11 protein-coding genes are annotated in these 13,127 nt (G+C 72.3%); 5 read left to right on the forward strand and 6 right to left on the reverse strand.

Features of this window, described 5'->3' with window-relative positions:
• Nucleotides 1-37: 37 nt before the first annotated feature.
• The 3 genes from ACWCQM_RS12095 to ACWCQM_RS12105 form a co-directional block, all read right to left on the reverse strand.
• Nucleotides 38-1,606, reverse strand: coding sequence for an APC family permease (locus ACWCQM_RS12095; RefSeq protein ID WP_450915193.1), 1,569 nt, complete (start codon nucleotides 1,604-1,606; stop codon nucleotides 38-40).
• Nucleotides 1,607-1,868: 262 nt separating this feature from the next.
• Nucleotides 1,869-3,788, reverse strand: a complete 1,920-nt coding sequence (locus ACWCQM_RS12100; protein ID WP_450915194.1) for an AMP-dependent synthetase/ligase — start codon at nucleotides 3,786-3,788, stop codon at nucleotides 1,869-1,871.
• Nucleotides 3,789-3,913: 125 nt separating this feature from the next.
• A complete protein-coding gene (locus ACWCQM_RS12105) occupies nucleotides 3,914-5,191 on the reverse strand; it encodes an acetyl-CoA C-acetyltransferase (protein ID WP_450915195.1) in 1,278 nt (425 codons plus the stop codon).
• A 74-nt stretch (nucleotides 5,192-5,265) separates the two neighbouring features.
• Here ACWCQM_RS12105 and ACWCQM_RS12110 point away from each other — a divergent pair, with 74 nt between their 5' ends.
• Together ACWCQM_RS12110 and ACWCQM_RS12115 are read left to right on the forward strand one after the other, a co-directional pair.
• Nucleotides 5,266-6,588, forward strand: a complete 1,323-nt coding sequence (locus tag ACWCQM_RS12110; protein WP_450915196.1) for a 3-oxoacyl-ACP reductase — start codon at nucleotides 5,266-5,268, stop codon at nucleotides 6,586-6,588.
• Nucleotides 6,589-6,591: 3 nt separating this feature from the next.
• Nucleotides 6,592-7,422, forward strand: a complete 831-nt coding sequence (locus ACWCQM_RS12115; protein WP_450915197.1) for a MaoC family dehydratase — start codon at nucleotides 6,592-6,594, stop codon at nucleotides 7,420-7,422.
• Between the two features lie 26 nt (nucleotides 7,423-7,448).
• Here ACWCQM_RS12115 and ACWCQM_RS12120 read toward each other — a convergent pair whose 3' ends face one another.
• On the reverse strand, nucleotides 7,449-8,069 hold the full coding sequence (locus ACWCQM_RS12120) for a TetR/AcrR family transcriptional regulator (protein ID WP_450915270.1): 621 nt from the start codon (nucleotides 8,067-8,069) through the stop codon (nucleotides 7,449-7,451).
• A gap of 234 nt (nucleotides 8,070-8,303) precedes the next feature.
• Between ACWCQM_RS12120 and ACWCQM_RS12125 the strand changes: the two genes are divergently transcribed.
• On the forward strand, nucleotides 8,304-9,518 hold the full coding sequence (locus ACWCQM_RS12125; protein WP_450915198.1) for an alpha/beta hydrolase family protein: 1,215 nt from the start codon (nucleotides 8,304-8,306) through the stop codon (nucleotides 9,516-9,518).
• Nucleotides 9,519-9,539: 21 nt separating this feature from the next.
• Here ACWCQM_RS12125 and ACWCQM_RS12130 read toward each other — a convergent pair whose 3' ends face one another.
• Together ACWCQM_RS12130 and ACWCQM_RS12135 are read right to left on the reverse strand one after the other, a co-directional pair.
• Nucleotides 9,540-10,643: a methyltransferase domain-containing protein gene (locus tag ACWCQM_RS12130; protein WP_450915199.1), complete on the reverse strand. Its 1,104-nt coding sequence runs from the start codon at nucleotides 10,641-10,643 to the stop codon at nucleotides 9,540-9,542.
• Nucleotides 10,644-10,931: 288 nt separating this feature from the next.
• Nucleotides 10,932-11,192 (reverse strand): hypothetical protein, encoded by a 261-nt coding sequence (locus tag ACWCQM_RS12135; protein WP_450915200.1) that lies wholly within the window; start codon nucleotides 11,190-11,192, stop codon nucleotides 10,932-10,934.
• 36 nt (nucleotides 11,193-11,228) lie between these two features.
• Here ACWCQM_RS12135 and ACWCQM_RS12140 point away from each other — a divergent pair, with 36 nt between their 5' ends.
• Nucleotides 11,229-11,705, forward strand: coding sequence for a DNA-processing protein DprA (locus ACWCQM_RS12140; RefSeq protein WP_267075111.1), 477 nt, complete (start codon nucleotides 11,229-11,231; stop codon nucleotides 11,703-11,705).
• Between the two features lie 35 nt (nucleotides 11,706-11,740).
• Nucleotides 11,741-13,072, forward strand: coding sequence for a hypothetical protein (locus ACWCQM_RS12145; RefSeq protein ID WP_450915201.1), 1,332 nt, complete (start codon nucleotides 11,741-11,743; stop codon nucleotides 13,070-13,072).
• Nucleotides 13,073-13,127: the final 55 nt, after the last annotated feature.

Here is a 13,127-nt window from a genome sequence, read left to right on the forward strand (position 1 = left end):
TCGACGCGCCGGGAGGCCGGCGCGCCGGCTGACCGCCTCAGTCGGCAACCACGAGCGCCGGGGTCTCCTTCGTCAGCACCTCGCCGCGGAAGAACGCCGGGCCGCTGCGGCGCATGGCCTCCATGAGCACCACTCCGAGCAGCAGCAGTCCGACACCGATGACGAAGACCGAGCCGACGCCGAACACCGAGGAGCCGGAGCCGTAGGCCGGGTCCCACATGTCGTACAGCGTCTTGCCGAAGACCGCCGTGAGCAGGATGCCGCCGACGACGGGGAACAGGCCCTTGAAGACGAGGTCGCGGGCGGAGCGGGTGAGTTCGGCGCGGAAGTACCAGGCGCAGGCGAAGGCGGTCAGCGCGTAGTAGAAGCAGATCATCAGGCCCAGCGCGTAGATCGTGTCGACCAGGACGTGCTCGCTGACCAGGGTCATCACCGTGTAGAACACACCGGTCGCGACGCCCGCCACGACGGTGGCCTTCCCGGGCGTCCGGAAGCGCGGGTGGACACGGGCGTACGAGGCGGGCAGCGCCTCGTACGCGGCCATCGCCAGGACCGTGCGCGCCACCGGGATGAAGGTGGTCTGAAGGCTCGCGGCGGCCGAGGCCAGCACCGCGAGGAAGAGCAGGATGCCGAGGCCGGGGCCCATGACCGGACCGGCGAGGGCGGCGAAGACGTTGTCGGAGGTGTCCGGGTTGGCGAGGCCGAGCCCCGAGTCACCGGTGCCCACGGCCATCTGGGCCGCGATGCCGGTGGCGAGGTAGGAGCCGACCAGGACGACCATCGCGATGAGGGCGGCGCGGCCGGGTGTCCTGTCGCTGCCCGTGGTCTCCTCGTTGGCGGTGAGACAGGTGTCCCAGCCCCAGAACATGAAGATCGAGAGGGACAGGCCCGCCGTGAAGGCGGCGAAGGACTGGACCGCGAACGGGTTCAGCCAGGACCAGGAGAAGTCCAGCGAGGTCCCGGCGAATTCAGCGCTGCCCGCCTTGCCCACCGCCATGGTCACGAAGACGGCGAGGACGACGAGCTGGAGCGCCACGAGGGTGTACTGGATGCCCTTGGTGGCCGTCATCCCCCGGTAGCTGACGGCCGTGGCCGCGGCGATCAGGAGCAGGCAGGTGAGGATGTGGACCGGCTTGCTGTCGTCCAGGGCCGCGACCGCGTCGCTGCCGGAGATCTCGCCGGCCAGCAGCCAGAAGTAGGAGGTCGCGACGCCCGCGAGGTTGGACAGGACGATGATCGTCGCGATGACCAGGCCCCAGCCGCACATCCATCCCAGGCGGGGCCCGAAGGCCTTCACGGTCCAGGTGAAGGAGGTGCCGCAATCCGGCACGGCCTTGTTGAGCTCGCGGTAGGCGAAGGCGACCAGCAGCATCGGGAGGAACCCGGCCAGGAACACGGCGGGCATCCGCACCCCGACCTCGCCCGCGGTGGAGCCGAGGGTGGAGGTCAGGCAGTACACGGGGGCGACGGTCGAGATGCCGAGGACGGCGCTGCCCATCAGCCCGACGGAGTTCCCGCCGAGGCCCTTCTCGCGTACGCCGCCGTCGGCCGGGGCACTTGTCCGTACCGTGTCTCCGGCCTGTGGCCGCGCGTCCAGCTCAGTCATGGGGAGGACGCTATGCGCTGCGGTTTCCACATCCGGAGGATGAGACTCCGACGTCTCACCCTTGACTCATCGCCACACAACGGCAATTGAGTGAACACATCGAAGGCGTACAGCGAACAACGCCTTGCATTCAACGACCCGGAACGCATCGGCTTTGTGTACGGGAATCGCACCACCGCCCGATTTATGACGGTTCAAAAATTTCCCGTCGCCGACGGCGGGCCCTCTGACGAAGGCCCGTCCGCCGACGCGGCCGGGAACCCTACTTGCGGTACAGCTCCTCGATCTCCGCGTCGAAGTCCCGCGCGATGGCGTCCCGCTTGAGCTTCAGCGAGGGGGTGAGATGGCCGCTCTCCTCGGTGAAGTCCTGCGGCAGCACCGTGAACTTGCGGATGGACTCGGCGCGTGAGACCAGCCTGTTGGCCTCGTCGACCGCGCGCTGGAGGGCCGAGCGCAGCTCCTCGTCCTGGACGAGCTCCTTCATGGGGATGCCCTCCTTCTTGCGCATCCGGCGCCAGTGGGCGAGGCCGTCCGCGTCCAGTGTGATCAGGGCGCTGATGAACGACCGGTTGTCGCCGACCACCATGCACTGGCTCACCAGCGGATGGGCGCGCAGCCAGTCCTCCAGCGGGGCCGGGGTGACGTTCTTGCCGCCCGAGGTGATGATGATGTCCTTCTTGCGGCCGGTGATCGTGAGGTAGCCGTCCTCGTCCAGCGCGCCCAGGTCGCCCGTCGGGAACCAGTTGTCCTGCAGATACGGGACGGCCTCGGCCCGCTCGGTGTCCCAGTAGCCCTGGAAGACCTGACCGCCGCTGAGCAGGACCTCGCCGTCCTCCGCGATCCGCACGGCGGTGCCCGGCAGCGGCCAGCCCACCGTGCCCAGCCGGGGCTTGAGGGGCGGGGTGACCGTGGCCGCCGCGGTGGTCTCGGTCAGCCCGTAGCCCTCGAAGATCTGGATGCCGGCCCCCGCGTAGAAGGCGGCGAGCCGGGACCCCAGCGGGGAACCGCCGCAGATCGAGTACCGGACATGACCGCCCAGCGCGGCACGGATACGCCGGTAGACCAGCGGGTCGTACAGGGCGCGGGCGGCGCGCAGGCCGAGGCCCGGCCCGGGGCCCGTGCCGTGTTCGGCGGCCTCGACCGCCTCGCCGTACCGCTGCGCGATGCGGGCCGCGCGGTCGAAGGAGGAGGCGCGGCCCATCTTCTCCGCGGTGGCCCGGCCGGTGTTGTAGACCTTCTCCAGGACGTACGGGATGGCCAGCAGGAACGTCGGCTTGAAGCCGGCCAGGTCCGCGAGCAGGTCCTCGGTCTGGATGGACGGCGCGTGCCCCAGGCGTACGCGGGCGCGCAGACAGCCGATCGCGACCATCCGGCCGAAGACGTGTGAGAGCGGCAGGAAGAGGAGGGTGGACGCGGGCTCCTTGGACACCGACTTGAAGACGGGGTGGAGCAGCTCGATGGCGTTGTCGACCTCGGCGAAGAAGTTCCCGTGGGTCAGCACACAGCCCTTGGGCCGGCCGGTGGTGCCCGAGGTGTAGATGAGCGTGGCGGGGCTGTCCGGCTCCAGGGCGGCGCGGCGGGCGGCGACGGCCGCGTCCGGGACGTCCTTGCCGAGCGTCTTCAGCCGGCCTATGGCGCCCGTGTCGAACTGCCAGAGGTGCGTGAGGTCCCCGAGCTGCTGGCGCTCCTGACTGACCAGCCTGCCCTGCTCCTTGGACTCCACCGCGCAGGCGACGGCTCCGGAGTCCTGGAGGATCCAGCGCGTCTGGAAGGCCGAGGAGGTGGGGTAGATGGGCACGGTGACCAGCCCGGCGGCCCAGGCCGCGAAGTCGAGCAGCGTCCACTCGTAGGTCGTACGGGCCATGATCGCGACCCGGTCACCGGACTGGAGCCCCTCCGCGACCAGGCCCTTCGCGACGGCCAGCACCTCGTCGGCGAACGCCGCCGCGGTCATGTCCTGCCAGCGGCCGTCCGCCTGCTTGCGGCTGAGGACGGCCTCGGCCGGAGCCTCCCGGGCGTTGTCGAAGGGGATCTCGGCAAGCGATCCGCGCCGCACGGGCGGCGCGAGCGGCGGCACGGAGACCTCCCGTACGGTGCCGTCCGCCGCCCTGACCTTGGTCGGCTCGACCAGGACGGGAACGGCGGGCGCGGCGGTTGCTGCGGCGGGTGCGGGCGTGGACACGAGCGGCTCCTCGGCATGGGGTCCGGCGGCGGTCCCGTCCCTGGGGCCGGCACCGGTGCGGCTTCTGGATGCGTGGGGTCGTTCACGTACGGGTGGGCGGGTCCTGCTGATGTCGTCGCGGGGGCTCAGGGGCGTTCCAGGATCGCGGTGACGCCCTGGCCTCCCGCGGCGCAGACCGAGATCAGGCCCCGGCCGGGGCCCTCCCGCTCGGCGAGGAGTCCGGCCAGCGTCGCCACGATCCGGGCCCCCGTCGCGGCGAAGGGGTGTCCGGTCGCGAGCGACGATCCGACCACATTGAGCTTGTCCCTGTCGACGGGGGCGAGGCCCTGCTTCTCCCAGGCCGCCAGCGTGGCGAGCACCTGGGAGGCGAACGCCTCGTGGATCTCGAAGAGGTCGAAGTCCTCGATGCCCAGCCCGGCCCGCTCCAGCATGCGCGGCACGGCGTACGCGGGCGCCATCAGCAGCCCGTCCTCACCGTCCACGTAGTCCACGGCGGCCGTCTCGTACAACGACAGGAAGGCCAGCGGCCTCAGACCGCGCGCCTCGGCCCACTCCTCGCTCGCCAGCAGCACGGTGGCCGCGCCGTCGGTGAGCGGGGTCGAATTGCCCGCCGTCATCGTGGCGTCGGGATGCCCCGCGCCGAACACCGGCTTCAGCGTGGCGAGTTTCTCCACCGTGGAGCCGGGGCGCAGGTTCTGGTCGCGGTCCAGACCGAGGTACGGGACGACGAGGTCGTCCAGGAAGCCCCGGTCGTACGCCGCGGCGAGCCGCTGGTGGCTGGTGGCGGCCAGCAGGTCCTGGTCCTCGCGGGTCACCCCCCACTTCCGGGCGGTGACCGCCGCGTGCTCGCCCATCGAAAGCCCGGTGCGCGGTTCGGCGTTGCGCGGGATGTCCGGGACGAGGTGACGGGGCCGGACGGCGGCCAGCGCCTTGATCCTGGCACCCGCCGACTTCGCGCGGCGCGCCTCCAGCAGAATCCTGCGCAGCTGGTCGTTGACACCGAGGGGCGCGTCGCTCGTGGTGTCCGCGCCTCCGGCGATCGCCGAGTCGACTGCCCCGAGGGCGATCTTGTTCGCCGCGGCGATCACGGCCTGAAGACCGGTGCCGCACGCCTGCTGGATGTCGTAGGCAGGCGTACGCGGGTCCAGGGCGGAGCCGAGGACGGTCTCGCGGGCCAGGTTGAAGTCCCGGCTGTGCTTGAGGACCGCGCCGGCGACGAACTCTCCGACCTGCTGCCCGCCCAGGCCGAACCGCTCGACGAGACCGTCCAGCGCGGCGGTCAGCATGTCCTGGTTCGACGCTCGCGCGTAGGGACCGTCGGAGCGGGCGAAGGGGATGCGGCTGCCGCCGATGACCGCGACCCGGCGCGGCTGCGGAAGCGGGAGGGGAATCAACTCGACCAACTCATCTCGACATCTCCTGACCCTTGAGTAACCTTACTCCGGAGTAAATCTACGACCGAGCAGGAGTCCAGACAATGGCCGACCGCTATCTGCACTTCACCGGCACGGCGCCCGGCCGTTTCCTGACGCGCAGGCTGGGCCTCCCGCAGCCCGCGCCGCTGCGCCGCTGGACGCTGGAAACCCCGTCCCTCGACGGGCCGTTGCTGCACCTCACCGCGGGGAAGCCGGCCCACCCCGGCGCGCTCGGCCCGGTGCTCACCGCGACCGGCCTGAAGGTCACCGAGCAGGCCGACCGCCCGGCGGGCATCGTCCTGGACGCGACCGGAGTCACCACGGCCGCCGGGCTCGCCGACGTACACGCCGCGCTGCACCCCGTCGTGCGCTCGCTGGCCACCGGGGGCCGCGTCGTCGTGCTCGGCACCGTCCCGTCCCCCGACGACCACCACCAGGCGGCGGCGCAGCAGGCCCTCGAAGGGTTCGTACGCTCCCTCGGCAAGGAGATCGGCAAGGGCGCCACCGTGCAGCTGGTGCGGCTCGCCCCCGGCGCGGACCCCGCGTCGGCCGAGTCCACCCTCCGCTTCCTGCTGTCGCCCCGCTCCGCCTACGTCAGCGGCCAGGTCGTCGAGCTCAGCGCCGACGCGCCCGGCGAGGTCGCCGACTGGGCGGCCCCGCTCGACGGGCGTACCGCGCTGGTCACCGGCGCGGCGCGCGGCATCGGCGCGGCCGTCGCCTCCGTCCTCGCCAGGGACGGCGCCCAGGTGATCTGCCTGGACGTACCGCAGGCGCGGGAGGAGCTCGCCCGCACCGCCGACCGGCTCGGCGCGACCGCCCTGCCGCTGGACATCACCGCGCCCGACGCAGCCGAGCAGATCGCCGCGGCCGTCCCCGGCGGACTCGACGTGCTGGTCCACAACGCGGGCATCACCCGTGACCGCCGGCTCGCCAACATGGCGGCCGACCGCTGGGCCTCGGTCATCGACGTCAACCTGGACAGCGTCCTGCGCACGACGGACGCCCTCATCGGCTCGGGCACCCTGCGCCGGGGCGGCCGTATCGTCGCGACCGCGTCCATCGCCGGGATCGCGGGCAACAACGGCCAGACCAACTACGCGGCCAGCAAGGCGGGCATCATCGGCCTGGTCCGCTCACTGGCCCCGCGCGCCGCCGCCGCACACGGCATCACCGTCAACGCCGTCGCCCCCGGCTTCATCGAGACGAAGATGACGGCCGCCGTGCCGCTCTTCATCCGGGAGGCGGGCCGCCGGATGAACTCCCTCTCCCAGGGCGGCCTTCCGGTCGACGTGGCCGAGACCACCGCCTGGTTCGCCCAGCCCGCGTCCGGCGCGGTCAACGGCCAGATCGTGCGGGTCTGCGGCCAGAGCCTGCTGGGGGCCTGACCCATGACCGGCCTCGGCATGTCCCTCGTACGGGGAGCCGTCACCTCGCCGTTCAAACGGGCCGGACGCGAGGGCGCCACGCTGCCCTCCGGCCCCGAGGTGCTCCCGCCCGCCCGCATCGCTCCCGGCCCCCTCGCCGCGTACAGCAGGATCTGCGGCTTCACCGAACCAGGCGTCCTGCCGCTCACCTACCCGCATGTGCTGGGCTTCCCGCTCGCCATGCGGCTGATGACGGCCCGCGCCTTCCCCCTGCCGGTGCTTGGGCTGGTCCACACCTGGATCGAGATCACCTCGCACCGGACGCTCCTCCTCCAGGACGAGCCCGAGCTCACGGTGTACGCCGCAGGTCTGACACCGCATCGGCGCGGTACGGAGGTGACGATGACGACCGAGGCGCGGCTCGCGGGCGAGCTCGTCTGGGAGTCCCGCAGCGGCTATCTCTCCCGGCACGCGACCACCGCGCGCTCCCCCTCACCGGCCCCGGCCACCACCCCCGGGGAGCTGCCCGCCGTGGCGCGGTGGAGGCTGCCGGCCGACCTGGGGCGGCGTTACGGCGCCGCCTCGGGCGACCGGAACCCCATCCATCTGTACCCGGTGACGGCACGGCTGTTCGGCTTCCCCCGGCACATCGCGCACGGCATGTGGACCCTGGCCCGCTGTGTGGCGGCGGCCGAGGAGGAGCCCGGCCGCGTCCGTGGGATCAGGGCGGACTTCAGGGCGCCGGTCCTGCTGCCCTCCACCGTGACGTACGCCGCCGAGGGCACGGCCTTCCAGCTGCGCGGCGGCGACCGCATCCACCTCACCGGAAGCCTGGCCCGCTCACCGGAGGCGTGACCCTGAGGCGCTCCGGGAGGGCCGGCTCAGTCCTCCCGGGGCGCCCAGCCGCGCCCGTGCATGAGGTTCTCCAGGCCCGCCCAGGAGAAGTTCATCAGGGTGGCGGCGGCCTCCTTGGCCGAGACGCCGGGCGTGACGTTCGCCCACCCCGCGAGCGCCTCGGCGGCCCCCACGAGTGCCTGCGCGAGACCCGCCACATCCCGGTCCGGCAGCGCGCGATCACGGTGCGCCTCGCGTGCGGCGGCCCCGATCAGACCCGTCACGAACGCAACGATCTCCTTGCGCAGCGCCCCCACCTCGCTGACGAACGGCTCACCGTGCGAGCTCGCCTGCTGGTGCAGCACCGCCCAGCCGTCAGGGTTCTCCGCCGTGTGCGTGAAGAACCCCCTCAGCCCTTCCCACAGTTGCCGGTCGGCGGGCAGCCCCGGCTCCACCGCGGACTGCACCGCGTCCACCAGCGCCTTTGCCTCGCGGCGGATGCACGCGGTGAAGAGCTCCTCCTTGGAATTCAGGTACAGATAGACCAAGGGCTTGGAGACACCCGCCAGTTCGGCGATCTCGTCCATCGAAGCGGCCCGGTATCCGCGCTGCCCGAAGATCCGCACGGCCGCGTCCATCATCTGCTGCTCACGCACCGCACGCGGCATCCGTTTGCTCTTCACTGCACTCACGTCGGACATCCCTCCCGCCCCCTCTGCGCTACTCCTCGGTAAGAGTACGGCTCGGGATGATCCCCTGCCGTACGCACGGAGCGCACCCGGACACGATGGCCGGTAGTGGTCCACCGGTCCTGACGGGCACTCCCGTACGTCTCAGGGCCCCCACGGGATCACTCCCGCGGCTGACGCGTCCACCCGATTCCGCCTCCTAGTGTCCCTCGTATGACGATCGGACTCCGCAGAACGACGGCAGCCGCGGCCCTCGCCGCCATGGTCCTGCTGGCCGCCCCCGCCGCCACCGCGCACGCCTTACCGGGCCCCGGGACGGCACCCGCCCCGGCGGCGACCGCCACCGCCACCGCGCTCGAACTGCCCCGCCCGACCGGCCCGCACGCCGTCGGCACCGAGGTGCTGCACCTCGTCGACCACAGCCGCACCGACCCCTGGGTCCCCGCGGCGGGGTCCCGGGAGCTGATGGTGGCGCTCCACTACCCCGCCCGCCCCGGCAGCGGCGGCGCACGGGCCCCGTACATGAGCACCGAGGAAGCGCGGCTGATGCTGGTGCAGCGCGGGCTGGAGGACGTCGTGCCCGCCACCACCGTCAGCTCCACCGCCACCCGCGCCCGCCTGACGGCCCGCCCCGCCCCGGGCCGGTTCCCCCTGGTGCTGCTCTCCCCCGGCTTCGGGCAACCGCGCGCCACCCTGACCTCCCTGGCCGAGGACCTGGCGAGCCGGGGCTATGTCGTGGCGAGCGTCGACCACGCCTACGAGTCCAGCGGGACGTCCCTCCCGGGCGGGCGGGTGCTCACCTGCGCCGCCTGCGACGCGGACAACGCGGCCCCGGACGAGGCGGCGGCACGGGCCGTGCGGAAGAAGGTCTCCACCGGGCGGGCCGCCGACCTCGCCTTCGTGCTCGACCGGCTGACCGGGCCCCGTCCCGCCTGGGACCACGCCCGCACGATCGACCGGCGCCGGGTCGCGGCGGCCGGCCACTCCATCGGCGGCAGCGCGGCGGCCTCCACGATGCTCGCCGACCCCCGCGTGGACGCCGGGATCAACATGGACGGCACCTTCTTCGAGGAGATCCCGGTGACGGGCCTGGGCAGCCGCCCGTTCATGATGCTCGGCACCCGGTCCGGCCACAGCCCCGGCACCACGGACAGCTCCTGGAACGACGGCTGGAAGCGGCTGGACGGCTGGAAGCGCTGGCTGACCGTCCAGGACTCGGGGCACTTCACCTTCACCGACACCCCGTACCTGGCCGAACAGGCGGGCCTCCCGGTGGACCCGACGGCCCCCCTCTCCGGCGTCCGTTCCACGCAGATCACCCGGACCTACGTCGCCGCCTTCCTCGACCAGCACCTGAAGGGCACCGCCCGGCCGCTCCTGGACGGCCCGGCACCGGACAACCCCGAGGTGTTCTTCAACAACCCCTGACCGGCACCGGGGCCCGTGCGCTCAGGCCCGGCGGGGCTCGATCACCGCATGCGGATCGCGGAGCCAGACACGCTGCCCCCGGTCGGTCACGGTCAGCCCGAACTGTTCGTGACCGGGCCGGCCGAGGGCGTCGTACTCCAGCCAGGCCTGCTCGATGTCCTCCCAGAGGAGCCCGGGGCCGTACTGGAGGACGCCCCCTCCGGTCTCGGCGGTGGCGGCGGCCCCGTCCTCCCGGGTCGCCCACACCCGGGCCCCGTCGGCGGTGTCCTGGTGGACGAGCCGTACGCCGGGCAGCCGGGCCCCGGCGTAGAGCGCGAACCCGAGCGTGAGGAGCAGGGCCGGGTCCACACCCGCCGCCCGCGCCCGGCCACCCGCCCCGTCGACCTGGTGCCGGCCCGCGCGGTGGGACCGCATCGGCATGTACGACGCGCCCCCGCAGAACGGCCCGAGCGCGCTGCCGTCGTCCCGCACATGCAGCTGGACCAGGGCGCCGGACCAGAAGTCCCGCGCGAGCGGGGCGACGACGACCCCACCGGTCCTGACCTGCCGGACGAGGGCGTGCGGGACGTACCGGAGCGCGCAGGTAGCGATCAGCCGGTCCACCGGCCCCAGACCGGGCCACGGCTGCGCTCCGTCCCCGATCCGCAGATGGGGCCGGTATCCCGCGCCCGCCAGGAACTCCGCCGCCTGCCGCGCGACGGCGGGGTCCAGCTCGACGCTGTGGACCCGCTCGTCACCGAGCCGCTCACAGAGCAGCGCGGCCACATGTCCGGTGCCGGTACCGATCTCCAGCACACGGTGCCCGTCCTCGGCCTGGAGCAGCTGGAGCATCCGCGCCACCATCGACGGCTGACTGTTGGACGAGGTCGCGATGCCGGGCCCGCCCTCGGCCCCGTCGTCGAGCTGGGTCACGACCGGCTCGTCACTGTTGACCAGGGCCAGCCAGTGGTCCGGCCCGGAGACCGGCTCACACCGGTCGGGAAGCTGCCGCCAGATCTCGGCCGGGATGAAACGGCTGCGCGGCACGGCGTCGAAGACCTGCCGCCAGCGGCCACCGAGCAGCCCTCGGTCGGCGAGGTCCTGGACCAGGTCCGGATACGTGCGCCCGCCCTGCGCCGCGCTCACGACAGCGGGACGCGCCGGGGCCCGCTGCCGTCCGGGGACGGCGGGGTCGAGGGTTTGTCGGAGGGCGCGCCGCCGTGCTTGCCGTCGTCGGCTCGTGCGGTGGTCATGGTGTTTCTCCTTCGTCGGTGGTGGGCGCTCGGCGGACCTGTCGCCAGTTACCTCCGAGCCGGGTGGCAGTGGGGCAGGCGGCCCCGGCGCGGCACGTCACGCAGTGGAAGGTGTGCGAGACATAGGCGGTGTACTCGGCGTCGCCCGCGCGTGCTCGACGCTCCGCCATCGCCCGGTGGGTCATGGTGCACCCACAGGCGTGACGCCGGAAGCGGCGAGCAGGTGAGCGACGCGGTGCGCGCACTCCCTCTCGCGCCCCTCCTCGCCGATCTCTGAGCCGAAGCTGGTGACGTAGCGCCCGTCCACAGCGACAATCTCCTCGGTGAGAAGACCGTGAAACGGGTTACTGGCGTGCAGCCGAAGTTCGGGTTCGAGGGCGACGACCTGCAGACCGTGCTCGCGCAGGTACCCCGCCAGCCTTTGCAGGTCGGTAGCGTCCATGTCCTGACCGTCTCAACTGCGGCGGCCCAACGGGATATGACAACCCATGACACGGAGTTGATCTTGCGTAAGGTGGCGATCACAGGCACCCGGAAGACGGGGCACAAGCCCCTCGCCGAGTACACCGACCTGTTCGAGCAGTACCTCGCCCCTTTCGCGCCGGGGGCGCATTTCTACATCGGTGGCGCAGTGGGCATCGACTCGCTCACCCTGCTGTTTCTCGCGGGCCGGACGTCCGCGCACATCACGATCGTGGCGCCGGGCACCATGCGCCAGCAGCCCGCCGAGGCACAGCAAGCCGTCGCCCGTACGAGGGAACGCATCACGGAGATCGTGGAACTGGGCGCGGCCGAGCTGCGGACCACGGCCTACCACGCACGGAACCGCTGGATGGTCGACCGCGTGCAGATGACCATCGGGTTCCCCCATTCCACGGAGCCGTCGACAGGCACCTGGCAGACGATCAACTACGCGGCCGAGCAGGGAAAGCCGCGACTGATCGTACCGGTGTAGCCACCCGCCGTCGCGATGTGCGTCACCATGGCGACATGAGTGACCGGGCCGCGGGAGCGGCAAAGCTCAAACGTCTGCGGCACAGCCGTGGACTTTCTCTCGCCGATGTCGCGAGGGCACTCTCCCGGCTCGCCGAAGACCTGCGTCACCCACGGCTCCCAGCGGTGCCGAGTGTGCAGAGATCGGTCGCCCGTTGGGAATCCGGGGCTCCGACGCTGCCCGACGAGCGTTACCAGTTCCTGCTCGCCCACCTGTACGCCCGCAGCCCGGCCGGGCAGATGTCACTCGGAGCCGGGTCCGATCTGGCAGAACTGCTCAGCGCGCTCCTCGACCTCGGTGAGAGCGAAAGTCGCGTCGCCGCTCTGCGTACCGTCCTCGTCCGTACAGCGACGGACACCGGGGGCATGCTCGCCTTGCTGGCACCGGACGTACAGGCCGGGCTGTCCGCGGCGCTGGCCGACCCGCGCCAGGCGGACGAAGAGACCGCCGCAGGTCTCGCGGCGGTCGTGGACGACGTCAATTCCCAGATCGGCGCGGTACCGATGGTCCGGCTGCAGGTTCTGCTCGCCCCTGTGGTCGACGCGTGCCGCCGTCTCCAGGCGGGGTCGCTCCCCGGCCCGGTGGCCGGCCGGGTACGCGCGGTGGCCGTCGCCGCCTGCACCTTGGCCGGGCGGCTCGCCTTCGAGACCCGTGACGACGAGGCGTCCCGGGCTCTGTACGCTGCGGCGACCGTGCAGGCAGCGCAATTGGGAGACCCGTGGCGGCGTGCGTCCGTGCACATGAGCCACGCCCTCGTCACTCTCTACTCGTCGCCCGGACTCGCCGAGGCGCAGGCGCTCGTCGACCAAGCCGTGCGCGCGGCGCGTACCGGGGGCAGCCCCCGGGTCCGGGCTCGGGCTCACGCACTGCAGGCCGAGGTCGCCGCGCGCGCCGGGCTGGAGCGCCAGGCTCAGGCGGCGCTGGGTCTGGCGTGGTACGACGTCGAAGGCGGGATCGACGGCGACCCGTCGGGCAGCAGCTTCTCGGCCGGGCACCTCAGGGGTTTCGAGGGTGTCTGCGAGCTGTACGTCGGCGATCCCTCCCTGGCACACGCCCGATTCGCGGCGGCGGCAGCCTCGCTTGTCGCGCCCCGTGAACATGTGCAGCGTGCGATCGTGACGACGGATCAGGCGCTCGCCCGGATCCGGATGGGCGAACCCCGGTCGGCCGCCGACCTCCTGCACGAATGTGTGCTGGCGGCCGTCACCACCGGCGGGCGAGTCCCTGCCATCCGTCTGCGCCGGGCGAGGGCAGAGCTGCGCCCCTGGCGCCGGGAAGACTTCGTCGCCGACCTGGACGACCACCTCATGGACGTACTGGGCAGCTGACCCCCGGACACACGAAACCGCCCCGCCCCCGGCCGGAGCCGGGAGCGGGGCGGTT

It is taken from the genome of Streptomyces sp. NPDC002125, assembly GCF_053593715.1.

Coding starts and splice junctions, on each gene's coding strand:
- ACWCQM_RS12145 (WP_450915201.1), top strand. CDS start 11,741: ATGAGTGACCGGGCCGCGGGAGCGGCAAAGCTCAAACGTCTGCGGCAC.
- ACWCQM_RS12115 (WP_450915197.1), top strand. CDS start 6,592: ATGACCGGCCTCGGCATGTCCCTCGTACGGGGAGCCGTCACCTCGCCG.
- ACWCQM_RS12140 (WP_267075111.1), top strand. CDS start 11,229: ATGACAACCCATGACACGGAGTTGATCTTGCGTAAGGTGGCGATCACA.
- ACWCQM_RS12095 (WP_450915193.1), bottom strand. CDS start 1,606: ATGACTGAGCTGGACGCGCGGCCACAGGCCGGAGACACGGTACGGACA.
- ACWCQM_RS12125 (WP_450915198.1), top strand. CDS start 8,304: ATGACGATCGGACTCCGCAGAACGACGGCAGCCGCGGCCCTCGCCGCC.
- ACWCQM_RS12135 (WP_450915200.1), bottom strand. CDS start 11,192: ATGGACGCTACCGACCTGCAAAGGCTGGCGGGGTACCTGCGCGAGCAC.
- ACWCQM_RS12110 (WP_450915196.1), top strand. CDS start 5,266: ATGGCCGACCGCTATCTGCACTTCACCGGCACGGCGCCCGGCCGTTTC.
- ACWCQM_RS12120 (WP_450915270.1), bottom strand. CDS start 8,069: ATGCCGCGTGCGGTGCGTGAGCAGCAGATGATGGACGCGGCCGTGCGG.